Origin of the sequence: Pantanalinema sp., from assembly GCA_036704125.1 — a bacterium.
In the GTDB taxonomy this organism is placed as follows: Bacteria; Cyanobacteriota; Sericytochromatia; order S15B-MN24; family UBA4093; genus JAGIBK01.
On record DATNQI010000062.1, the window covers coordinates 1 to 22,869 of the forward strand.

Consider the following 22,869-nt stretch of genomic DNA (forward strand, 5'->3'; position numbering starts at 1 on the left):
CCCGCGCGTGGTCCGACGTCTTCGGCCGCAAGGCCCCCCTTCACCTGGAGGTCGGCATGGGCTCGGGCCGCCACCTGGCCCACACGGCCCAGCGCGAGCCCGAGACCAACCACGTGGGGCTCGAGAGCAAGTACTACCGCGTCCTGAAGGGGACCTGGTGGGCCAACGAGCTCTCCATCGACAACACGCGCTACCTGCTGGGCGACGCCTACGAGATGGACCAGGCCTTCCGCGAGGCCGAGGTGGACTTCATCACCATGCTCTTCCCCGATCCCTGGCCCCGGGCCAAGGGCGATCGCTTCCGGCTGACCAACCCGACCCTTGTCGAGCGCTACAAGCGCTGGCTCAAGCCGGGCGGAACCTTCCACTTCCGCAGCGACCACGAGCTCATGTTCACCTACTCGCTTGAGCGCTTCCGCCGCGCCGGCTTCGCGATCGAGGTCAGCATCCCCGTCGAGCGGGTGCAGTCGGACTTCGAGATGCGCTTCCTGGCCAAGGGGCTGCCCATCTACGGCTTCGTCGCCCGTCGCCCCGCGGACGCCTGAGGACGAGCGCACCGGGGTCATCGACGCTGCAGGCCCCCTGACCTCGGGGGGCCTGCATGCCTGTACGCTCAAGAAAACAGGCAGAAGCCCGCATAATCGTCGCCCCTGGACCGGATCTCGGTCCAGGGGCGATCTTGTTTCATGAGAGGGCTCAGCTCACCGGACGCGGCACACCGCTCCAGAGCGATCGCTCCTCGAGATAGCCCCTGATCTGGTCCCAGTGGGAGATGCGCACGATCTTCTCGTCCAGCTCCCCGAACCGCACGTGACGGTTGTAGGGCTGCTCCATGAGGAAGGTGGTCACGCCGGCCTGGGCCAGGTCCTTGGCGTTGTGGGGGGCGTCGTCCACGAAGAAGTCGAAGGTCCCCATCTGGCTCTTGGGCCCCCGGGTGAACACGATGTCGTCGTAGCGGATCCCATGATGCGCGAGCCAGCGCAGGGTGGTGCGCTCGGCCTCGCCCTCGTGGCGGTGGGTCACGATCGTCACCTTGCCGGGCAGGTCGTTGATCAGGTGGCAACCGGGCATCGGCGGCAGGTCGAAGGCCGTCTCCATGCAGCGGGCGAAGACGGCGTCCATGTACGCGCGCTCCACGATGCCGGCAAAGTAGAAGTCGGTCACGTCCTCGTGCCGGATCACCTTGCCCGTCATCTCGGTCACCACGTCGAGCATGGCGGGCAGGTGGTGCGCGAGCACCCCGTCCACGTCGATCCCAAAATGCAGCTTGCCCATGGATCTCCTCCTTTGCCGCGCCATTCCCCGAGAGGGCCCGGAAGAGGTTCTATACCCGGCGTGATGTCCTTCTTACCGGGCGTAAGCGTCTACTTGATCTGCCCCGAGCGCAGGATGGAGAGCAGCAGCCAGAGGCCGAGCAGGCCGCCGCTCACGAACATGATGAAGCTGAGGGCGTGGAAGCCCCAGATCCGCGGGCCGCCCTGGACCGGCGAGAGCAGGGCCGCCCCGACGATGAAGGCCGCCGTAAGAAGGCTGAACGAGACCTTGTTGCCGATCACGGTCATGGTGCGCTCGAGGCGCTGGAGGTTACGGAACTCGTACTCGATCCGCAGCTGGCCCGAGTTGGCCGCCGCCAACAGGTCGTCGATCCGGCGCGGGGTGCGCAGCAGGATGTTCTTCCAGTCGAGGCCGACGCGCATCAGCTCCTGGCCGTTGAAGATGCTCGTGAACTGGCGCTGCATCAGGCTGATGATGAAGGGCTCCGCCACGTTGATGAGCATGTAGTCCTTGTCGAGCTGGCGGCAGATGCCCTCGGTCGTGACAAGCACGCGCGCGATCATGAGGAAGGAGGTCGGCATCCGCACCCGGTACTGGAGCATGAGCTCCATGACCTTGTTCAGGAGCAGGCCGATCTGAACCTCGCTGACGGGCCGGCCCAGAAACTCCCGCATGATGTGGTCCATCTCGATGGTCAGGCGGTGCTTGTCGATGAGCTGCTGGGGATGGCCGTACTCGAGGATCCGGTCGGTGGCCCGCGCCGCGTCGAACTGGAGCATGGCGAGCAGGAAGTCGATCAGGATCTCGCGCGAGCGAGGGTCCAGCCGCCCCACCATGCCGAAGTCGATCAGGATCAGCTTGGGAAGGCCGTCGCCGCCGTCCTTGAACTGGAACATGACGTTGCCCGGGTGCGGGTCGCCGTGGAAGAAGCCGTCGACGAAGATCTGGCGCAGGAAAGCGACCGTCAGGGCCTGGTTGAGCTTCTGGCGCTGCTCGAGGGTGAGCTGGACCGGGGCGCTCTCGCCGTTGCGCTTGGGGAAGAGAGTCGAGATCTTCTGGCCGGTGACGAACTCGAGGGTCATCATCCGGCGCGAGGTGTACTGCCAGAACACCTCAGGCACCTTGATCAGGGCGCCGTAGTCCCGCTTGAGGTTGCTGCCGATGATCTCGGTGTTGGAGCCCTCGAGGGTGAAGTCGGTCTCGTTGCGGATGATGGCCGAGAACTCCTCGGCCAGGCCCACCACGTTGTTCCAGCGACCCCAGTTGGTCCGCGCCTGCAGCAGGCGCGCGAAGTCGATCAAGACCGCGCTGTCCGACTCGATGGTGTTCTCGATGCCCGGCCGCAGCAGCTTGACGATCACCTGCTTGAGCTCGCCCGACTCGGTGCGGATCTTGGCCTTGTAGACCTGGCCCAACGAGCCTGCGGCCAGGGGGATGGTGTCGAACTCGGGGAAGACGTCGTAGACCGAGCGCGCCATGGGCTGGCCCGTCCCGTGGCGCAGGGTGTTGCACTCGCTCAGGAGCACCTGCTCCATCTCGTGCCAGGGAGCTGGGGTCACCTGCTCCTGGAGCTTGGCGAGCTCGTCGATGTAGGACTGGGGCAGCAGGTCGGCGCGGGTCGACATGACCTGGCCGAGCTTGACGAAGGTGGGGCCCAGCTCCTCGAGGATCTGACGCAGGACCGCGGGCAGGGGCAGCGCCAGATCGGCGTCCACCTCGGTCGACTCGGCCTCCTGGCGCAGGAACGACGAGACCGCGAGCTTCTGCTTGAGGCCCGCGGGCAAGAAGTCAGCCAGGCTCAGGCGAAAGATGAGGGCGTCCCAGCCGTATTTAAGGAGGGTCGCGGCGATCTCGACGCGCCGCTGATGCGGGCTGGCAGGCGAGGCGCTCGCGCGATCGCGGCCCGAGAGGTTATCTGCGATGGACATGCAACGGCCTTCGTCTCGACGTGACAGACGATTTTCAGCATATCAGTCTTTGATCGGGGCGTCCATGCGGCACGGCGCCTAGTACGCGAGCAGATTGACCGCAAACGCCTGGTTGTCCAGCACCTGGTGGTGGGCGATGCCGTCCGAGCCGGCCTCGTCGGTGAAGAGGCTGGTGTCCGAGAAGGCCACCAGAGAGCCGCGCCCCAGGGGGCCGGCCGCCGCAAGGACCTGCGCCCCGGTGCTCCACGCCTGGATCCGCACGCCGTCCGTTCCGGTGCGCAAGAGGGCGCGAGCGGGCTCCTTGACGTCCAGGGCCCCCGCGGTGAAGAGGCGGATCCCCTGCTTGAGGCCCGTGGCCAGGCTCGCGCTGTCGAAGCGATGGATCGTCAACCACTCGTTCGGCGTCCCCTCCCCCGCCCCGTAGACCCGCACCGCCGCGGGCACGAAGGAGATCCCGGCCTGGGAGGCGAGCGCGTTGCAGGCGGCGAAATCGACCCCGTCGTACCCGCCCCACTCCCCGAGCACCACCAGCTTGGCCCCTTGCCCGGCGAGGCGAAGGTAGCCCCGGTAGGCCTCCTGGGTGAACCACGCGGGCGTGGGCAGGACGTACACCTGCCGGCCCTCGGGCACGTCGCCCTGGCGCACGCGCTGGATGGAGAACCCCTGGCCCTGGAGGTGGGCGATCACCCCGTCCATGGCAGGGCTCTGCCAGCGCTCGTCCCAGACGACCGTGACGGGCTCGTCGCTCGGGGTGAGGACGACGGTCCCGCCAGCGCCCCGGTCCACCTGGCGCGCCTGGTACCGGACCTTGCGGGCCGTCACGGCGCCGCTCGCGTCGGAAAGGGTGAAGGTGCCGTCCTCGGCGCTGAGGGTCGCCGCGCGGTCCGAGGCGATCGCAACCCCTGAAAGCGGCTTGCCGCTCGGGTCCACCACCTTGCCGCTGAAGGCCGAGAAGCCCTGGATCCAGCCGCAGCCGGAAAGGGCGAGCACGGCCCCGAGGGCCCAGAGGAGCGCGCGCTCAATTGGCATCGTGCGCCCCCTTCTCGAGCACTCCCCCCACCGCGAGGCGGCCCACGCCGAAGTAGCCGTCGGGCCCCAGCGGGCCCAGGTCCTGGGTCCAGGTCTGGAGCCTGGCGCGGACCTGGCGCGCAGAGAGGGTCGGGTCGTGGGCAAAGAGCAGGGCCGCCGCCCCGGTGACGTGCGGGGCGGCCATGGAGGTGCCGACCATGGTCCCGTGGGGGTGCGGGGAGCGCAGGCGCTTGGAATAGTCGCTCGCCGTCAGGTAGGTGGGCCAGGTCGAGGAGATCGAGGCGTCGGAGTCCCCTCCGGGCGCCGAGATCCCCACGGAGAGGCCCCGGTTGGAGTAATCGGCGATGCCGTCCTTGCGCGTGGTGGCCGAGACGGCGAGCGCCGTGGGGAGAGCCGCCGGGTAGTCCACGTCGCGGGTGCGGTTGCCCGCCGCCACCACCACCAACACGTCGCGGCTCGCGGCGTAGTCGAGGGCATCCTCGAGGGTGCGACTGGAGGTCTTTCCCCCGATCGACAGGTTGATGACCCTGACCCGGCGCTGGGGATCGGCGGGATCGCGCCAGTCCACGGCCCGGCGGATGGCGCTCGAGATGGTGCCGTCGTCGCCCACCCCCGAGTTGCCGATGGCCTTGAGGGCGAGGATGGCGATCGGGTTGTTGGCGCCGACGGTCGAATGGACGATCCCGGCCACGTGGGTGCCGTGGCCGTTGCCGTCTCGGCCGGCGTAGTCCACGTTCATGCCGTCCTTGCGGTACCGGTCGCCCCCCACCAGATCGATCATGGGAAGCAGCGCCCCCTTGAGCTCGGGGTGAGCCGGGTCGACCCCCGTGTCGATGACGGCCGCCACCACCTGCCGCGCTCCGGCAAGCTCTCGCACCGGCTCGGGGCTGACCCCGATCTGACGAAGGTTCCACGCCTCGGCGCCCCCCTCGCCCTCGCCGGCAAGGACCACGTAGTCCGCCTGGATCGAGAAGAGGGCGGCCGGGGCCCCGGCCGAGCCGGGAAACGCGCAGCCGGCGATCCCGTGGATCGACGCGAGCCAGAGGGCGCACGCGAGCAGGCGCTCTCGATTGGGGCGAGGGGTCTTGGTGGCCATGGCGGTCCTCCCGGTCCCACCCTACGCGCCCCGGGAAAAGCAAGCATCGGCCAGCATGGCCAAGATCCTCCGCTGTCCTCACCCGATCGTGAGGATAAGGTGATCCAGCGCACCGCCCCCCGTTACGAGGGAGCGTTATTGTAATCACGTTCGAGAGGTGCTATATTCGTGGCCGTTGATACCTTGTTGACTTGTTGCCGTGCATCAGCCTGATCTGGCCCGAGCCCTCTCGATCGTTCGAGACGCCCTCGAGCACGCCGCCACCGAGGCGGATCGCCCGCTCGACTCGCTGCGGCTCGTGGCCGTCACCAAGACGGTTCCGGCCGAGCGCCTGCGCGAGGCCTACGGCCTCGGGGTGCGCGTGGTCGGGGAGAACCGGGTCCAGGAGGCGCTCGAGAAGCAAGCGCAACTCTCGGACCTGGCGCTCGAGTGGCACCTGATCGGCCACCTGCAGACCAACAAGGTCAAGCAGGCGGTCGGAAGATTTTCGTTGATCCACTCGGTCGACAGCCTCCGGCTGCTCGAGGCGATCGACGCACAGGCGCGGGCCCTGGGCATCCGGCAGGACATCCTCCTGCAGGTGAACGTGGCGCGCGAAGGGACCAAGTCGGGTTTTTCGCCCGAGGAGGTCCCGGCGGCCCTGGAAGAGGCGCTTGCGCTTCGAGGGGTTGCGGTGCGGGGCTTCATGGCCATCGCACCGCGCGCGGCGGATCCCGAAGCGGTCCGACCGGTTTTCAGGCGGCTGCGCGACCTGCGCGATGCCTGTCAGGCCCTAGCGGGGGACCGGGCGGATCTGGTTGAACTTTCGATGGGGATGTCGGCGGACTTCCGAACAGCCGTCGCCGAGGGGGCGACGCTGGTCCGAATCGGCACCGGGATATTTGGTCAGCGACCTGGAAACCCAGGGGCATTTTAGGAGGGCACATGAGCGCCGAGATCTGGAGCAAGGTCAAGAACTTCGTCGGACTTGATCAGGAGTTCGAAGAAGTCATGGACGAAGAGGAGGCCACGGTGGATCCCAAGGTCACCAAGCAGCCCAAGGGCGGCAACCTGGTGGGCCTGCCCTCGGCGAGCCAGAGCGAGCTCGTCGTGCTCGAACCCCACTCGTTCGACGACGCCCTCGGCATCATCGAGAACCTCCGCTCGCGCCGCGCCGTCATCCTCAACCTCCAGGGCCTGACCGACATCCAGTCGCAGCGCCTGGTGGACTTCGTCTCCGGCGCCTGCCATGCCCTCGACGGTCACCAGGAGCGCATCGGGGAGGCGATCTTCCTCTTCACTCCCTCGAACGTCAAGATCAACGCCCTGACCAACGAGACCCAGTGGATGGTCTCGCAGACGCAGCCCCAGCAGACCCCCTCCAAGGACCTGTTCTGGCGCGTCCGCTAGCCCCGTTTTCTCGTCGTGGTTGCCGCCGGTCCGCCTGATAGGCGGGCGGGCGGCAACCGCGCTTTCACGTGAGGAAGCGCCCTTGAACACGTCCTCCACCCCGAGCCTCGCGGTCATCGGCGGCGGCACCATGGCCGAGGCCCTCGTCAAGGGGCTCCTCGGCAAGGGACTGCACGCCCCCGCGTCGATCCTGGTCAGCGACCCGCTCGAGGCGCGCCGCGACTACCTGCATGCGACCTACGGGGTGGCGACCACCGCCCGCAACGCCGAGTGCCTGCAGGCTCCTGCGATCGTGCTTGCCGTCAAGCCCGCCTCGGTCCAGGAGGTGCTCGGCGAGGTCGGCCCCTCCTGGCGCCCCGGGGCGCTCGCCATCTCCATCGTGGCGGGCTTCACCCTCGATCGGCTACACGAGCACCTCGGCCAGGCGCCCATCGTGCGGGCGATGCCCAACACCCCCTGCGTCATCGGCCAGGGAATCACCGCGATCGCGGGCAACGACCGGGCCGACGCGAATCACCTCGAGGTGGCCCGGGCCATCTTCGGGGCGGTCGGCGAGGTGCTCGAGCTGCCCGAGTCCTACTTCGACGCGGTCACGGGCCTCTCGGGCAGCGGCCCCGCCTACGTCACCCTGATCGTCGAGGCCCTGATCGACGCGGGGGTCCAGCAAGGCCTGCCGCGGCGCATCGCCCGCGAACTGGTTTGCCAAACGGTCGTCGGCTCCGCTATGCTGGTGCAGCAATCGGGCAAGCATCCCGCCGAGCTCAAGGATCAGGTCGTCACCCCCGCGGGTACCACCGCGGCCGGCCTCCAGGTCCTCGAGGAGGCGGCGGTCCGCGCGACGCTGTGCCTGGCGGTCAAGGCGGCCACGCAGCGCTCCAAAGAGCTCGGGAAAGCGAGTCACTAGCCATGTACCTCTTGGTCCAGGTCCTCTCCAACCTCTTCTCGATCTGGCAGATCCTGCTGTTCATCTGGGTGATCCTCTCGTGGATCCCGCAGGTGCCGCGCAACCACCCGGCCGTGGAGCTCATCAGCAGGGTGATCGAGCCGACGCTCGCCCCCTTCCGGCGCCTGATGCCCATGGGGGGGATCGACATCTCGCCGATCATCGCCTACTTCGTCTACAGCATCGCGCTGCGCGCCCTCATCTCCCTGCTGGGCAGCATCGGCTGAGAACGGCCGGCAAGAACATCCCCTCAAAGCCTCGCGGCGCCCCCTCTCGCTCGAGAGCGGGGCGCCGCGAGGCTTTGAGGGGGAAGGGATCGCCCAGGTGGCTTGAGACGAACCCTCGCTTGAGCATTATCGTTGACGAAGGCCAGGGGTGGTGCTATGATTCCCCTGTGATTGAGGTCACAACCCCCACAACAATTCCATTGACGCTTCCAACTCCCTCTGAAAGCGAGTGACTCTGTTTGGAAACCTCGGCTAAGCGCACAACTGCGCCCGATTCCGTTGGCCCTGCGGAAACCTCGGTTGCTTCCATGATCGAAGACGCGCCGGCCACGTCCCGCCGTCGTCCGACCCGCGCCGCGCAAGCCCGCGCCGCCGCAGCAGCCGCCCAGACCGCCACCGCGGAGCCCGTTGCGACCCCCGCCGCTTCCGCCGAAGCCGAAGCCGCCCCCGTCACGGCCCGCACCCGCCCCGCTCGCGAGCCCCGTACCCGCACCGCCCGATCGCGCGCCGCCACGGCCCCCGAAGCCTCGATCGAGGTCGCCCCCAGCGCCCCTCAGCCCGAGGCCGCCATCGAGGCCGTCGTCGAACCCGCCCGCGCAGCCGCCGTCGCGTCGACCGAGACCGCCCCCGCGGTGCGCGAGCCCCGCCACGAGCGCCACGAGCGTCGTGACCGCCGCGATCGCCAGCCCCGCGAGCAGGGGGAGCGCCAGGAGCGCCAGCCCCGCGAGCAAGGCGAGCGTCACGAGCGCCAGCCCCGCGAGCAGGGCGAGCGTCACGAGCGCCAGCCCCGCGAGCAAGGCGAGCGTCAGGAGCGCCAGCCCCGCGAGCAAGGCGAGCGTCACGAGCGCCAGCCCCGCGAGCAGGGGCAGGATCGCCAGGCCTTCCGCGAGCGCGACCAGCGCCAGCGCGAGCAGCGCCACCGGGATCAGCGCGACCAGCAGCGCGGCCAGCGCGACCAGCAGCGCCGGGGCCCCCAGCAGGGCTTCATGCGCGAGGACAGCCGCGGAAACCGCGCCACCGAGCGCGAGATCCGCGAGATGCGCGAGGCCCGCGAGTTCCAGGAGGCCTTGATGGCCGAGCGGGGCCAGGAGCAGGGCGCCCTTCCCGAGGTCGACGTCGCCGCCCTCGACACCATGGACATGGCGGACCTGTTCGAGCTCGCTCGCCAGTTCAACATCTTCAACTATCGCCGCCTGCGCCGGCACGAGCTGATCTACCGGATCATGCAGACGCAGACCGACAAGACGGGCACCATCCACGCCAGGGGCGTGCTCGAGATCCAGCCCGAGGGGTACGGCTACCTGCGGGTCTCCCAGTACCTGCCCTCGCCGGACGACATCTTCGTCTCCCAGACCCAGATCCGCCGCTTCGACCTGTGGGCCGGCGACGTGATCGAGGCCCAGGTCCGCGCTCCCAAGGAGGGCGAGAAGTACTTCGCCCTGGTCAAGGTCGAGACCGTCAACGAGCAACCGGGGGACTCCAACTACCACCGGATCCCCTTCGAGAACCTGACGCCCATCTACCCCTGCGAGCGCCTCAAGCTCGAGACCACCGGGACCAACCTGTCCATGCGCCTCATGGACCTGTTCAACCCGCTCGGCAAGGGCCAGCGCGCCCTGATCGTCTCGCCGCCCAAGGCCGGTAAGACCACCCTGCTCAAGCAGGTCGCCAACTCCATCTCCGAGAACCACCCCGAGGTCCACCTCATCGCCCTGCTGGTCGACGAGCGCCCCGAGGAGGTCACGGACATGCAGCGCTCGATCAACGGCGAGGTCGTGGCCTCGACCTTCGACGAGCTGCCCGAGAACCACATCCGCGTCGCCGAGCTCGTCATGGAGAAGGCCAAGCGTCAGGTGGAGCAGGGCAAGGACGTGGTCATCCTGCTCGACTCGATCACCCGCCTGGCCCGCGCCTACAACTCGGCGATGCCGCCCTCGGGCCGCACCCTGTCGGGGGGTCTCGACCCCAACGCCATGCACAAGCCCAAGCGCTTCTTCGGCGCGGCGCGCAAGCTGGAGCGCTCGGGAAGCCTGACCATCATCGCCACCGCGCTGGTCGACACCGGCTCGCGCATGGACGAGGTCATCTACGAAGAGTTCAAGGGGACCGGCAACTCGGAGCTCACGCTCGACCGCAGGCTCGCCGATCGCCGGATCTTCCCGGCCATCGACATCAAGCGCAGCAGCACCCGAAAGGAAGAGCTCCTGCTCACGCCCGAGGAGCTGCGAAAGCAGCGCATCCTGCGCAAGACGATGGACGCCGGGGACACCGCCGAGGTCACGGAGTTCCTGGCGGACCGGCTCAGCCGCACCAAGTCCAACGCGGAGTTCCTGATGGCCATCAGCGACTCCTAGCCAGAGCCCCCGGCATCGCCGGGGGCTTAACTTTTGGATACAAAGCAGCCTGGAGCATGTAACAAAACGATTCCTTCGAGCCGCCGGCAGCGGCCAAAACGCGAAAAATACCTGGTTTTGTTAGATGCTCTTTACATTCAAGAGGGGGTTCCCGTGCCGCAGCCAACGACGCAAGAACGTAACCAAGCCGAATCGCCCGAGATCTCGGCTTTCCGCTACACCGCGTCGTCAGAGAGCGAGCCCCTCACCCCGCTCAATCTCAACGGCCTGCGCTTCGCTACCACCCGCAAGACCCTCTCGGACAGGCTCCTGAGCGGCATCCGCTTCCTGGTGAGCGTGCCCCCCAGGCCCGTCGCGGAGCCCGAGCCCAGCGAGGCGCACAGCGGGGATCTAGGGGTCTTCCGCTACCAGATCCCCCTGGCCGAGTACCGGGATCGCCGCCGGGCGAGCGCTGCGATTGGCCGCCGCGTCGCCCTGGTGGGGGGCCTCGCCGTCTCCATCCCCCTGCTCGCCCTCATGGCCTGGAAGAACCTTCCCGCCCAGCACACCCCCGCGCCCCCGAAGGCCGCGATCGCCCCGGTGAGCGCAAGCATCCTCGGTCCCGAGCAGCCGCAGGCCGCGCAGGCCCCGGCCGGCACGCCCGAGAAGCCCGCCCGGGCGAACGTCGTGCCGGGCCCGGCGCGTGCTCAGGCGGCCTCCGTCCCCTCCGTCCCCATGGTCCTCGCGCCGACCACGACCTATCGCGTCGCCGCCGGCGACACGATCTCGGAGATCGCGAAGGCCCACCACATCACGCGCCGCGCGCTGCGCGACATCAACGGCCTCGGCAAGGAAAGCCACCTCAAGGTCGGCCAGGCGCTGCTCATCCCCTCGGCGCTCGACGCGGCCAAGCCTCAGGCCTCGGTCCTTTCGACCCAGGGCGAGCTGGCCCGGCACGAGGCCGGCGGCGCTCGCGCCGAGACGAAGGCCCCGGAGCAGCGCGCGGACCGAGCGCAGGCCGACGCCTCCGCGGACAAGCCTAGGAAGAAGCGCACTCGCCGCACCAGCCACGTCATCCAGGAGGGCGACACCCTCTCGGGGATCGCGGACAAGTACGATCTGCGGGTCTCGGACATCGTCGAGGCCAACGACATCGACTTCCACACCCGCCTCAAGATCGGCCGCAAGATCGTCATCCCGCCGACCCCCCAGGTGGAGGACGAGGGCCGCAGCTACCGTCAGCGCGACAAGCGCAAGGTGGCGAGCCGCGGCCTGCTGGGCGATCTCGGCCGCGCGATCGGCAAGCGCTATCTCTGGCCGACCGCCGGCCGCCTGTCGAGCGGCTTCGGCTACCGCGGCGACCACTTCCACTCCGGGCTGGACATCACCAACCACGTGGGCGCTCCCATCCAGGCCTCGAAGGCCGGTGTGGTCGTCTCGGCGGGCTGGGACGGCGCCTACGGCAAGACCGTGGACGTGCGCCACCCCAACGGGGTCGTCACCCGCTACGCCCACTGCTCCAAGATCATGGTGAACCCGGGCGATCGCGTCGAGCGCGGGGAGACCATCGCCCTGGTGGGCGAGACCGGCCGCGCCACCGGCCCGCACGTCCACTACGAGGTCCGGATCAACGGCCGTCCGGTGGACCCCAAGAAGTTCATTTGACCGAAGCCGCAAGGGGCGGCGCCGCAGGCGCCTGATCGGCGCTCAGGGGAAGCGTGAACCAGAACGTGCTCCCCTCCCCCACCTTGCTCAGGACGCCGATCGCGCCGCGATGGGCCTCGACGATGGCCTTTCCGATGCTGAGGCCGAGCCCGGCTCCCCCCTTGACGTTGCCCGCCTCCAGCTGGCCGAAGGGCCTGAACAGCTTGGGCAGGTCGTTCGCCGGGATCCCCCGCCCGCGGTCGATCACCTCGCAGCGCAGGCGATCCCCGTCGACCGAGGCGCGCAGGGTGATGTGCGCGCCGCGGGGACTGAACTTGATGGCGTTCTGCAGCAGGTTCAGGACGACGCGCTCGATCCGCCGGCAGTCCATGGGGACCAACAAGGAGGCGGGCACGACCTCGAGATCGAGCACCAGCTGGCCCTCCTCGGCCTGCGGCCTGAGGCTGCTCGCGACCTCTTGCAGCAGAGCGCCGAAATCCACCGGGGCGAGGTTGAGGCGGAAGGCCCCGGCCTCGATGGTCGCGAAGTCGAGGAGATCGTCGACCAGCTGCTCGAGTCGCCGGGTTCCCCGCTGGATCTGGGCCAGGTACTCGCCCTGCGCCGGGTTGAGCGCACCGGCGAGCCCGTCCTCCAGGAACTCGGCGAACCCCTTGATGGTGGACAGGGGGGTGCGCAGGTCGTGCGAGACGGCGTTGACGAAGCTGAGCTTGAGCCGCTCGGCCTCGATCCGCTCGGTCAGATCCGTCAGCGTCCCGATGTAGCCGACAGGCTCCTTGGCTTCCGGATCGAGCGGGGTCGCGTTACCGTAGACCCAGACGAAGGAGCCGTCCGGGCGCAGGAAGCGGTACTCGCTCGAGAACTCCGCGCCCGCCGCCACTGCCGCCGCCCACTCGGCGAGGACCCGAGCGCGATCGAGCGGGTGCAGGGCGTCGCGCCATCCCGCCCCCAGCGCCTGGGCTTCGGAGATGCCCGTCAAGAAGCACCAGCGCTCGTTGACGAAGACGCACGCCCCGCCCGCGTCGGTCATGAAGATCCCCACCGGCACCCGCATGGCCACCGTCCGAAAGCGATGCTCGCTTTCTCTCAAGCGATCCTCCATCCGCTTGTGTTCCCGAAAGTCCCGAGCGACGCCGATCAGGCCGATGACCTCGCCCCGGGCGTCGCGCAGGGGGGCTGCGCTGTAGTCGATAGGAAGCAGGCTCCCGTCGCGCCGCTGCAGGGCGGCCTGGAGGGTGGCGTACCCCGCGTCGTAGACCTCCACGATCGCCGCGGCCACCCGGGGACGGTCCGCCTCCCTGAAGAAGCTCAGAGCCTGCCTGTTCTCGATCTCGGCGTCCGGGTAGGCGGATGTCTCCGCGAACTTGCGGTTCCAGCGGACCAGGCGGCCTGTGCGGTCGAGGATGACGACCATGTCCGGGATCTCCTGGAGGATGGTCTCGATGGTGGCGAGCGACTCCTTCAGGCCTCGTTCCGCCTGCTTCCGTCGCTCCTCGACCACCGCCAGCACGAGGGCGGTGAGCGACAGCACGACCACGTAGACCGCGAACAGCATCAGGGCCTCCTGGATCCCCCGACCCGCGAAGGGCCCCTGGCCCATGAGCGCCCCTGTCAGCGCGAAGGCGAAGACGAGGACGGTGGTCGAGACCGCCCCGCGAAGGCCGTGCGAGAGACTCAACCAGAGCACGAAGGGCAGCGGGAGGAAGGCGAGGGGCAAGGCGCGGGGGTTGAAGAAGACGAGGACCAGAACCAGCCCCAGCGGCAGGAAGCGAAGCAGAAGCGACCCCACGTACCTCGCGTCCACGCGCCCCCCCCACCAGGCGAGCAGGAAAGGGGTGGCGACGAGCACGCCGGTGACGTCCCCGAGCCACCACGTCAACCAGGTCCAGCCGTAGGCGGACCAAGGCGTCAGGCCCGCCGCACTCAGGACCGCGATCCCCACCGTCGCATTCAGGAGGCACGTCCCGAAGGCGAGCGGGCCGCCGAAGAGCAGGACGCTCCGGACGTCGTTGAAGATCCCGCCGAAGCGGCGCAGCCACCAGGCCCCCAGGAGCGCCTGGAGGGTCGCTCCCGAGGCGATCGCAGCCCCGATCAACACGGCAGGGACGAGCCCGCTGCCGGCGAGAACCCCGACGTTGAGCGCGAGCGAACCCAGCCAGACGCCCGGCCAGAGACTGGCCCCGCCGGCGTAGAGCGCCGCCAGGGCGATGCCGGCCGGCAACCACAGGAACGTCACGTTGCCAGGGGGGATCGCGACGAGCTGACCGAGCCTCCCGAAGGCGTAGAAGGCGATCGCGACCGCCACGATGCTGCGCAGGCAACCGAAGGTCGGCCTCATCCGCCTCTCCTCTTTGACACGCTTCGCCGGGGGTCATTCTACGCCGGGAACGCAAAGGAGACAGCAACAAGCGAAGCCATGCCCGAAAGGAATCAGGGGCATGGCTCCGCGAGCGGCGGGGGATTCAGGTGAATTGCTAACGGCCGAGCGCTGCGGCGATGAGGTCCACGGCGAGCCTGGCGCTCTGGTTGCTCGCGTCGAGCAGCGGATCGACCTCGACCATGTCCAGGGATCGCACCAGGCCGGTGCGCGCGAGCTGGGCGAGGGCGAGGCGCGCCTCGCGGGCGGTCATCCCGTGCCGGGCGGGGCTCCCCACCCCGGGGGCCTCCTTCGGGTCCACGACGTCCATGTCGAAGCTGACGTGGATGCCGGCGGTGCCGTCCGAGGCGATCGCGATCGCCTCGTCCATCACCGCCTGGATCCCGCGCGCCTCGATCTCGGTCATGCGAAAGACCCTGACGCCCGCCTCGGCGATGAGCCGCTCCTCGGCCTCGTCCAGGTCCCGGGCGCCGATCAGGACGGCGTTGGCCGCCGGCACCTTGGGCGAGAAACCGCCCAGCCGGGTCAGCTCCGGTGTGCCGTGGCCCAGCGCGACGGCGAAGGGCATCCCGTGGATGTGGCCGCTGACGGTGGTGTCGGCGGTGTTGAAGTCACCGTGGGCGTCGAACCAGAGAAGGCCCAGGCGCTCTGCGCGCTCGGCGTGGACCGAGCTGACCCCGGCGATCGTGCCGATGGCGACCGAGTGGTCGCCGCCGAGAAAGACGCTGAAGGCACCTTCTCGGATCGCCTCGCGGGCGCCGTGGTAGGCGGCCTCGGCGGCCTCAGCGACCGCGGGCAGGTTCCGCAGGAGGTCCGAGTGGGGCACCGGGGAGTCGGGGACCGGGACGTCGCCCAGGTCCTTCACCGCGACGCCGAGCCTCTCGAGGCGCCTGACGAGGCCGGCGTAGCGGATGGCCCGGGTGGCGAGGCCCGAGCCGCGGCGCGGCGCCCCGAGGTCGAAGGGAATTCCGACGATGGCGGCCGCGAGCGCGGCCTGGGAAGCAAGACGGTTTTCAAGCTGCGGTGACTGGTGGCCAGTCATAAAATCCTCTCCAAGATCCTCATCATCGAGGCTTTGCTGGAATCATTCTAACCGCCATTGTACACCGAGCCCCCATGCCCTGTCTCGCCCGCCGCGCGCGATCCGCGCAGGGGGATGCGCCCGGACAGGCGCCGAGCGACCAAAAGCGCGGCTAAATGAGGTAGAATTCAAGATCGTAGCAATCGGGATCAAAGATCGGCGCGAACGCCGGCCCCCAGGAGAATCAAACGCCATGCAGACGACCACCGCCCCCATCGATCCGAGGCTCGACCTCTTCGAGGCCATCGACGCCCTCAAGCGCGAGCGCAACGCCATCATCCTGGCCCACTACTATCAGGAGGCCGACATCCAGGACGTCGCCGACTTCCTGGGCGACAGCCTCGCGCTCGCCCAGGCCGCCGAGAAGACCGACGCGGCGGTGATCGTGTTCGCGGGCGTCCACTTCATGGCCGAGACCGCCAAGATCCTCAACCCGAACAAGACGGTCCTCTTGCCCGATCTCGCCGCGGGGTGCAGCCTCGCCGAGAGCTGCCCGGCCGAGGGCCTCCAGGCGCTCAAGGACCGCCACCCCGACCACGTGGTCGTCTCGTACATCAACTGCACCGCCGAGGTCAAGGCGATCAGCGACTACATCGTGACCTCGAGCAACGCCCTCAAGATCATCCGCTCCATCCCCGAGGACCAGGGGATCATCTTCGCCCCCGACCGCAACCTGGGCCGCTACCTCGTCAAGGAGACCGGCCGCGACATGATCCTCTGGCAGGGCAGCTGCATCGTCCACGAGACCTTCTCGGCCCGCAAGATCCACGCCCTCAAGCTGGAGCACCCGGGCTCGTTGATCCTGGCGCACCCCGAGTGCGAGGACCCCGTCCTCGCCATCTCGGACGTGGTGGGCTCGACCAGCGCCCTGCTCAACTACGTCAAGGACCACCCCGACGGCACCTACATCGTCGCCACCGAGCCGGGCATCATCCACCAGATGCAGAAGGCCTCTCCCCAGGCCACCCTGGTCCCGGCCCCTCCCGAGGAGGGCACCTGCGCCTGCAACGAGTGCCCCCACATGAAGCTCAACACCCTGGAGAAGCTCTACCTCTGCCTGCGCGACATGCAGCCCGAGATCACCATGGACGAGGCCCTGCGCGTCCAGGCCCTCAAGCCCATCAAGAAGATGCTCGAGCTCAGCAAGTAGGCTTGTTCAAGGCAGGCGCCCCCGCCGTTGCGGGGGCGCCTGCCTTTTGCTGTGGGCGGGGCTAGAGGGACGTGAGGCGCAGGCCCTTCTCGGCGGCGATGTGCGCGAGCAAGCCCTTGCAGGCCTCTTCGACCAGGTCGTAGACGTGGTCGAAGCCCTCGGGGCCCCCGAAGTACGGATCCGGCACGTCGGAGAGGCCGCGCGCCGGGGCGAAGTCCATCATCCTCACGACCTGCGCGCGGGTCTTGCGCAGCGGATCCAGGTCGCGGATGTCGGTGAAGTTCCGGGTGTCCATGGCGACCACGTAGTCGTGGTCGTCCAGGTCCTCGATCTGGATCTGGCGGGCGCGCTGCAGCGAGATGTCGAGGCCGCGATCGCGCGCCACCCGCAAGGAGCCCTCGTGCGGCGGCTTTCCCACGTGCCAGTTGCCCGTCCCCGCCGAGTCGATTTCAAAGCGCTCGGAAAGACCGGCCTGGGTCACCAGGTGGCGGAAGATCCCCTCGCCCAGGGGCGAGCGGCAGATGTTCCCGAGACAGACGAAGATGACGTTGATCATGGCGACCTCCGCCCCCCAATATAGCAGGGCCGCATCTGGTAAACTGGGCCTATGATCACGAACCTGTACGAAGCCATCGGCGGCGACGAGACGATCCGGCGGCTGGTGAACGCCTTCTACCCGCGCGTGGCGGCCGATCCGGACCTTTCGCCCATCTTCCCGGAGGACCTCACCGAGACCGTCGAGAAGCAGCGCCTCTTCCTGACGCAGTTCCTCGGGGGGCCGCCCCTCTACACCCAGACCCACGGCAACCCGCGCATGCGCGCGCGCCACCTGCCCTTCGAGATCACCCCGACCCGGCGCGAGGCGTGGCTGCGAACCATGGCGGCTGCCATGGACGAGATCGGCCTGGCAGGAGAGCCGCGCGAGGAGTTCTTCGAGCGCCTGAGGCTCACGGCCCACCACATGGAGAACTCCCCCGAGCCCACCTCCCCGCCCCCCGGTGGGGTGGGCTCGGGGGGATAAAATCACGCTCCTTGCCATCTTGGTGAGGGGCTCGGAGCGATCGAGATCCCCCCACCCCTAGCCCCGCCCCACCGGGGGGCGGGGGATCAGATCAAATCCCCCCACAGGAAGCGCATGGCCGCCGGGAAGCGCGTGGCCCAGCAGGCCTCGCTGTGGGTCCCCTTGGGATCCACCAGCCAGTAGTAGTCGTGGCGGTCCTTCCAGCCCTGCTCGCGCAGGAAGGCGTCGAGGCGCTTGGCCTGGTTGGTGATGGGCCGGCTGCGCTCGACGCGGCCGACCTCGCGCCCCCCCACGTCCAGGTAGAGCCGCGCGCCCTCGGGCTTGGCCTGATCCTTGAGGTAGTCGAAGATCGCCGCGCGGGCGAAGTGCAGCGAGGGCGAGAAGGCCGCCGCCCGACCGAAGACCTCGGGCGCATGGTACAGCGCGTAGAGCGAGGTGAGCCCGCCCATCGAGGATCCCGCGACGGCGGTGAACTCGCGCTGGGGCCTCGTGCGAAGGGTGCGATCCACCATGGGCTTGACCACGTCGGTGACGAAGGACAGGAAGTCCGCCCCCTCGCCGCTGGACTTGAAGCGCGCGTCGGGCCACGGGCTCTGCTCGCTCAGGCGATGCTCGCCCCCGTTGTCGATGCCCACCACGATCATCGGCGGCAGCTCGCCAGCGGCCGTCAGCAGATCGAGCGAGGCCCCGACCCGCCACGCCCCCATGAAGGCGCGCTGGTGCTCGAAGAGGTTCTGGCCGTCCCACATGTACATGACGGGATAGCGGGTCAGACGCGAGCGCTCGTAGCCCAAAGGGAGATAGACGTCCACCCGGCGCGATCGCCCGAGCTTGGGAATGCTCAGCTCGCCGAGGGTGAAGAGGCGCTCGCTGGCCGGGAGGGTCGACAGTTGGATGGCGTATTGCATAGGCCCGCCTCCTTCGATGTGGTGCTGCGAATGCGATGGAACGGCCTCGTATTATAGCGGGACGATCGTCGCTGCTCATGTGCGAATTGCACGAAGCGGCTATGATGGAGGCCGAAACGCAGGAGCCATGCAGAGAGGGGCGCACGTGGAACGGATCGTGGTGGTAGGGGGCGGCGCGGCGGGGATGATGGCCGCGATCGCCGCGGCGCAGGCCGGCGCGCGGGTGCTCTTGCTCGAGAAGACGGACCGGCTCGGCTTCAAGATCCAGATCTCGGGCGGCGGGCGATGCAACGTCACCAACGACCTGGACGACCCGCGCGAGCTGGTCAAGATGTACCCGGGCAACGGCCGCTTCCTCTCGGACGCCTTTCGCCGCTTCGGCAAGCACGACGTGCTCGCCCTGCTCGAGCGCCGGGGGGTCCGCACCAAGGTCGAGCCTCCCTACGACAAGGTCTTCCCCGTCAGCGACCGATCCCGCGACGTGATCCTCGCCCTGACGGCCGAGATGAAGCAGCTCGGCGTCGAGGTCCGCTTCGCGACGCCCGTCGCGGGCCTTTCGGTCGAGGACGGCCGGGTCAAGGGGGTCCGCACCGCGGACGATCAGCTGATCGAGGCGGGTGCCGTGATCGTCTGCGTCGGGGGCCGCTCGCTACCCCGCTCGGGATCGACCGGCGACGGCTACAAGCTGGCCGAAGCCGTCGGCCACCGGGTGGCCGACCTCTACCCCTCCCTGGTGCCCCTGCGGGTGAGCGGCACCAAGGAGCTCGCGGGCGTCTCGCTCAAGGACGTGGAGGGCACCGTCCTGGTGGACGGCAAGGTGGCCGACCGGCGCTGGCGCGGCGACATGCTCTTCACCCACTTCGGGCTCTCGGGCCCCGTCGTCCTGCAGCTGAGCCGGAGTGCCGCTGAGGGCCTGCACCGGGGCAGGGCCGTCGAGCTGCGCATCAACCTCAAGCCGGAAATGAGCGCGAGCGAGCTCGAGGCCGAGCTGCTCGCGCGCATCGAGGCCGCCCCTCGATCCCTGGTCGCCTCGCTGCTCAAGGACGACATGGCCCGCTCGGTGGTGGAGCCCTTCCTCGAAGCGAGCGGGGTGGACGGCGCCAAGAAGGTCGCCGAGCTCTCGCGCGGCGACCGAGCGCGCCTGGTCGAGACCCTCAGGGGCTGGCGCTTCCCGGTCACCGGCTGGCACTCGTTCGAGGTGGCCGAGGTGACCGCCGGCGGGGTGGACACCAAGGAGGTGGACCCCAGGACCTTCCAGTCCAAGCTGGTTTCGGGCCTGTACTGGGCCGGCGAGGTCCTGGACGTGGACGGCTACGTGGGGGGCTTCAACTTCCAGGCCGCATGGTCGAGCGGCCATGCCGCCGGCACCGCCGCCGCGGCGTCGATTCTCGGCAAGTAAGCAACAAACGGCCCTTTCGGGCGTCATCGGAACACAACATTTCTCGCCCGGCGCCCTGCGCCGGGCGATTTCGCTTATCGGGACCGATCCCAAAAACCCAGTGCCGGCGCCGCTCTTGGGCCCCTCGCTCGCCCGCTGAGCGATCGAGGGTTAATTCATGCGGGCGTAACTCGACTTTTACTTCGCCGTAAATGCCCGAGCCGTATGATTTCAGCATCGAAGGGGGGCGAGCGTCCCCACCCCGCACCACCACTTGGCTTGAGAAAGGAACAACCAAATGAACCAGATGATGCGCGTGCTCAAGGAAGAAGAAGGCCAGGCCCTGACCGAGTACGGCCTCATCCTGGGCCTCATCGCGGTTGTGACCGTCGGCGCCCTCACCATGATGGGCACCAACGTCAACAAGATGCTCTCGTCGATCGCCAACACCCTCAGCGCGACCGGCAAGTAGAACGGGGGGGCGGAGAATGCGTAACCGGAACGAATCCGGGCAGGCGTTGGTCGAAACGGCGCTCGTCCTGCCCGTCATCCTGGCGATGATGCTCGGGATCTTCGGCTTCGGGCACCTCTTCAACGCCCAGCTCGTCATCACCAACGCCAGCCGAGAGGGCGCCCGGATCGGCGCCCTCGGGCGACCGGACACCAACATCAAGGCGGCCGTCGCCAAGTACCTGAGCGGCGCCGGCCTCAACGATCCCGGGACGGTGGTCACCATCTCCAAGGAGACGGTGGCCGACGGCCGCGACGTGAGCGTCAACGTGAGCTATCCCTTCAAGACGGCGCTGAACCTTCCGGGAGTCCCCAACCCCATCAACCTCAAGTCGACGGCCGTCATGCGCGTGGAGCAGGATTAGAGTGCCGAACGAAACGACTCCACGACCCGCCGCAAGGCGGCGGACACAGACAAATCAATCACGTTTTGTGAGGTGCTCTTAATGAAAAAGGCACAAAGGCTGCTGGTCGCGGTGGGCCTCGGGCTCGTCACCAGCGGCGGGATATTCGCCTACGTCTCGGGGCAAAACGAGCGCGCCAACGCCGGCGAGCCCCAGGGGCCGGTGCTGATCGTCAAGGCCCCCATCCCCCTGAGCGCCAAGATTTCCCCCGAGATGGTCGCGGTCGAGACCCGCCCCTCCAAGTTCATCCCCGAGGGGGCCCTCACGAGCCCCGAGGCGGCCGTCGGCCGCCTGGCGAGGATCGAGCTGAGCGCGGGCGAGGCCCTCGTGGAGAGCAAGCTCTTCGCGCCGGGCGAGGAGGCCCGCGCCGTCCTGCCCGTCCCCCCCGGCATGCGCGCCATCACCGTCGCGGTCGACGAGGTGGTGGGCGTGGCGGGCTTCGTCCAGCCCGGCATGAGCGTCGACGTGGTCAGCACCCTCGACGTGGAGGGGCAGACCGTCACCAAGTTCCTCCTGCAGCGCGTCAAGGTCCTCGCCTGCGCCCAGGAAGCCAAGCGAGAGGGCGACCCGGAGGCCAAGGTGGTCTCCTCGGCGACCCTCGCCGTCTCCCCGTCGGATGCCGAGAAGCTCATCCTCGCGGCCGACCGCGGCAAGATCCGCCTGGCGATGCGGGACCAGAACGAGAAGGGCGACGCCAAGACCGCGGGGGCCACCCCCGAGTCGCTGATCGGCGTCAAGCGCCCCGAGCCCGCCCCGGTCAAGGTGGCCGCCAAGCCCCGGCCTCAGGCCCCCCGGATCGTGAAGGTCATCGTGCCGGCCAAGACCCCCGCCGAGAAGCCCTCGATCATGATCATCCGGGGCACCTCGACCGAGTACGTCAACCGCTGAGCCCCAGCTATTAAAGGAAGCGAGTTCCCCCGATGAAGTCTCTGCGTTGGATTCTGGCCGCGTCGCTGGTCGTGGCGCCCGCAACCGCAGCCCTCGCCCTGGCGGACGAAACGCTGCCGGTCTCGGTCGGCAAGTCGGAGGTCGTCTCGGTCGGCGGCGAGGTCACCAAGGTGTCGGTCACCGACCCGCAGATCGCCGACGTGGCGGTCCTCTCGAAGAAGGACGTGCTGATCAACGGCAAGAAGCCCGGCACCACCAACCTGATCGTCTGGACCAAGAGCAAGCGCCTGACCTACGACGTGGTGGTGCGGGTGGACGCCGGCCTGCTCAAGGCCACCATCCGCAAGGCCACCGGGGCCAAGGACCTGCAGGTCGAGGTCGTCAACGACGCGGTGCTGCTCTACGGCAAGGTGGACCGCACCAGCCAGATCCAGATGGCCGAGAAGCTCGCCTCGGGCTTCGCCCCGCGCGTCGTCAACCTGCTCTCGGCCGACGCGGTTCAGCAGGTACAGGTGGACGTGGAGGTGGTCGAGCTCTCCAAGAACGGCGCAGGGGAGCTGGGCGTCAAGTGGGGCCAGATGAAGCGAACCTCGAGCGGCGAGGACGTCTTCGACCCCGACGTGGCCAACGTGATCCAGGGTGACGCGCGCAACCCCCGCAACGGCCAGGCCTTCTCGAACCTGGTCTCGGGCGGCGGCACCGCCTTCGGCCTCTACGAGCGCATCAACGCCAAGCTCAACCTGATGGTGCAGAACGGCTCGGCCAGGATCCTCGCCAAGCCCAACCTGGTCGCCGTCAGCGGCGGCAAGGCCGAGTTCCTCGCCGGCGGCGAGATCCCGGTGCCCACCGCCCAGCAACAGGGGCAGATCTCGTACGAGTGGAAGCCCTACGGCATCAAGCTCTCCATCGAGCCGACCGTGCTCGAGGACGGCCGCATCTCGATGAAGGTCGCCCCAGAGGTCAGCCAGCTCGACTACAACAACGCCGTGCGCCTCGCCAACTTCGTGGTGCCCGCCGTGACCAGCCGGCGCGCCGAGACCCAGCTGGTGCTCGGCCAGGGCCAGGGCCTCGCCATCGGCGGCCTCTTGCAGAACAGCGAGTCCAAGGTCGTCGAGCAAGTTCCCATCCTTGGCAGCATCCCCATCCTCGGCGAGCTCTTCAAGTCCACCAAGTACCAGAAGAACGAGACGGAGCTTGCGATCCTCGTGACCCCCAGGCTGGTGAGCCCCGAGTCTAAACCCCAGACGACCACCCCCACGAAGTAGAGAGG

The 22,869-nt window shown here is 68.6% G+C and carries 22 protein-coding genes; 14 read left to right on the plus strand and 8 right to left on the minus strand.

Translation table 11 applies throughout. The features are described 5' to 3' along the window. A partial coding sequence (gene trmB / locus V6D00_09800; GenBank protein HEY9899462.1) for a tRNA (guanosine(46)-N7)-methyltransferase TrmB occupies positions 1 to 545 on the plus strand: 545 nt, incomplete at its 5' end. Between the two features lie 151 nt (positions 546 to 696). Here trmB and V6D00_09805 read toward each other — a convergent pair. The 4 genes from V6D00_09805 to V6D00_09820 all read right to left on the minus strand — a co-directional run bounded on the left by V6D00_09805 (position 697) and on the right by V6D00_09820 (position 5,328). Continuing rightward, complete coding sequence (locus V6D00_09805; protein ID HEY9899463.1) at positions 697 to 1,275, minus strand: hypothetical protein; 579 nt, start codon at positions 1,273 to 1,275, stop codon at positions 697 to 699. Between the two features lie 89 nt (positions 1,276 to 1,364). After that, complete coding sequence (locus tag V6D00_09810; protein ID HEY9899464.1) at positions 1,365 to 3,203, minus strand: AarF/UbiB family protein; 1,839 nt, start codon at positions 3,201 to 3,203, stop codon at positions 1,365 to 1,367. Between the two features lie 78 nt (positions 3,204 to 3,281). Beyond that, positions 3,282 to 4,232, minus strand: coding sequence for a carboxypeptidase-like regulatory domain-containing protein (locus V6D00_09815; protein HEY9899465.1), 951 nt, complete (start codon positions 4,230 to 4,232; stop codon positions 3,282 to 3,284). Beyond that, entirely contained in the window at positions 4,222 to 5,328 is a 1,107-nt protein-coding gene (locus tag V6D00_09820; GenBank protein HEY9899466.1) for a S8 family serine peptidase, read from the minus strand. The genes V6D00_09815 and V6D00_09820 overlap by 11 nt, the downstream gene beginning before the upstream one ends. A 199-nt stretch (positions 5,329 to 5,527) precedes the next feature. Here V6D00_09820 and V6D00_09825 point away from each other — a divergent pair, with 199 nt between their 5' ends. From V6D00_09825 to V6D00_09850, 6 genes are all read left to right on the plus strand, one after another. Next, positions 5,528 to 6,244 carry a YggS family pyridoxal phosphate-dependent enzyme gene (locus V6D00_09825; protein ID HEY9899467.1) on the plus strand — a complete coding sequence of 239 codons (717 nt, stop codon included), beginning with the start codon at positions 5,528 to 5,530 and terminating at the stop codon, positions 6,242 to 6,244. Between the two features lie 8 nt (positions 6,245 to 6,252). Then, positions 6,253 to 6,717 (plus strand): cell division protein SepF, encoded by a 465-nt coding sequence (locus V6D00_09830; GenBank protein ID HEY9899468.1) that lies wholly within the window; start codon positions 6,253 to 6,255, stop codon positions 6,715 to 6,717. Between the two features lie 82 nt (positions 6,718 to 6,799). Beyond that, complete coding sequence (proC, locus tag V6D00_09835; protein ID HEY9899469.1) at positions 6,800 to 7,621, plus strand: pyrroline-5-carboxylate reductase; 822 nt, start codon at positions 6,800 to 6,802, stop codon at positions 7,619 to 7,621. A gap of 2 nt (positions 7,622 to 7,623) precedes the next feature. Then, positions 7,624 to 7,887, plus strand: coding sequence for a YggT family protein (locus tag V6D00_09840; GenBank protein ID HEY9899470.1), 264 nt, complete (start codon positions 7,624 to 7,626; stop codon positions 7,885 to 7,887). A 1,070-nt stretch (positions 7,888 to 8,957) separates the two neighbouring features. Beyond that, on the plus strand, positions 8,958 to 10,241 hold the full coding sequence (rho, locus tag V6D00_09845) for a transcription termination factor Rho (GenBank protein HEY9899471.1): 1,284 nt from the start codon (positions 8,958 to 8,960) through the stop codon (positions 10,239 to 10,241). Between the two features lie 153 nt (positions 10,242 to 10,394). Then, complete coding sequence (locus tag V6D00_09850) at positions 10,395 to 11,885, plus strand: peptidoglycan DD-metalloendopeptidase family protein (protein ID HEY9899472.1); 1,491 nt, start codon at positions 10,395 to 10,397, stop codon at positions 11,883 to 11,885. Here the strand turns inward: V6D00_09850 and V6D00_09855 are convergent. Together V6D00_09855 and rocF are read right to left on the minus strand one after the other, a co-directional pair. Then, positions 11,878 to 14,220 (minus strand): PAS domain S-box protein, encoded by a 2,343-nt coding sequence (locus V6D00_09855; GenBank protein HEY9899473.1) that lies wholly within the window; start codon positions 14,218 to 14,220, stop codon positions 11,878 to 11,880. The two genes, V6D00_09850 and V6D00_09855, sit on opposite strands and share 8 nt — an antisense overlap. 136 nt (positions 14,221 to 14,356) lie before the next feature. Next, on the minus strand, positions 14,357 to 15,301 hold the full coding sequence (rocF, locus tag V6D00_09860) for an arginase (protein HEY9899474.1): 945 nt from the start codon (positions 15,299 to 15,301) through the stop codon (positions 14,357 to 14,359). Positions 15,302 to 15,533: 232 nt separating this feature from the next. On the opposite strand from rocF, the gene nadA reads away from it, so the two are divergent. Next, on the plus strand, positions 15,534 to 16,490 hold the full coding sequence (nadA, locus tag V6D00_09865; GenBank protein ID HEY9899475.1) for a quinolinate synthase NadA: 957 nt from the start codon (positions 15,534 to 15,536) through the stop codon (positions 16,488 to 16,490). A gap of 61 nt (positions 16,491 to 16,551) precedes the next feature. Here nadA and V6D00_09870 read toward each other — a convergent pair whose 3' ends face one another. Beyond that, positions 16,552 to 17,046: a low molecular weight protein-tyrosine-phosphatase gene (locus tag V6D00_09870; GenBank protein HEY9899476.1), complete on the minus strand. Its 495-nt coding sequence runs from the start codon at positions 17,044 to 17,046 to the stop codon at positions 16,552 to 16,554. A 51-nt stretch (positions 17,047 to 17,097) separates the two neighbouring features. Between V6D00_09870 and V6D00_09875 the strand changes: the two genes are divergently transcribed. After that, a complete protein-coding gene (locus tag V6D00_09875; protein ID HEY9899477.1) occupies positions 17,098 to 17,511 on the plus strand; it encodes a globin in 414 nt (137 codons plus the stop codon). Positions 17,512 to 17,597: 86 nt separating this feature from the next. Here the strand turns inward: V6D00_09875 and V6D00_09880 are convergent, their stop codons facing one another. Beyond that, positions 17,598 to 18,419, minus strand: coding sequence for an alpha/beta hydrolase-fold protein (locus V6D00_09880; GenBank protein ID HEY9899478.1), 822 nt, complete (start codon positions 18,417 to 18,419; stop codon positions 17,598 to 17,600). Positions 18,420 to 18,564: 145 nt separating this feature from the next. Here V6D00_09880 and V6D00_09885 point away from each other — a divergent pair, with 145 nt between their 5' ends. The 5 genes from V6D00_09885 to V6D00_09905 all read left to right on the plus strand — a co-directional run bounded on the left by V6D00_09885 (position 18,565) and on the right by V6D00_09905 (position 22,864). Then, the gene (locus tag V6D00_09885; protein ID HEY9899479.1) at positions 18,565 to 19,818 is read left to right on the plus strand and encodes an NAD(P)/FAD-dependent oxidoreductase; all 1,254 of its coding nucleotides are present in this window, start codon (positions 18,565 to 18,567) and stop codon (positions 19,816 to 19,818) included. Positions 19,819 to 20,095: 277 nt separating this feature from the next. Next, positions 20,096 to 20,269: a Flp family type IVb pilin gene (locus V6D00_09890; GenBank protein HEY9899480.1), complete on the plus strand. Its 174-nt coding sequence runs from the start codon at positions 20,096 to 20,098 to the stop codon at positions 20,267 to 20,269. 16 nt (positions 20,270 to 20,285) lie between these two features. Beyond that, complete coding sequence (locus V6D00_09895; GenBank protein ID HEY9899481.1) at positions 20,286 to 20,672, plus strand: TadE/TadG family type IV pilus assembly protein; 387 nt, start codon at positions 20,286 to 20,288, stop codon at positions 20,670 to 20,672. 81 nt (positions 20,673 to 20,753) lie between these two features. Beyond that, positions 20,754 to 21,599, plus strand: a complete 846-nt coding sequence (cpaB, locus tag V6D00_09900; protein ID HEY9899482.1) for a Flp pilus assembly protein CpaB — start codon at positions 20,754 to 20,756, stop codon at positions 21,597 to 21,599. A 32-nt stretch (positions 21,600 to 21,631) separates the two neighbouring features. After that, complete coding sequence (locus tag V6D00_09905) at positions 21,632 to 22,864, plus strand: pilus assembly protein N-terminal domain-containing protein (protein ID HEY9899483.1); 1,233 nt, start codon at positions 21,632 to 21,634, stop codon at positions 22,862 to 22,864. Positions 22,865 to 22,869: the final 5 nt, after the last annotated feature.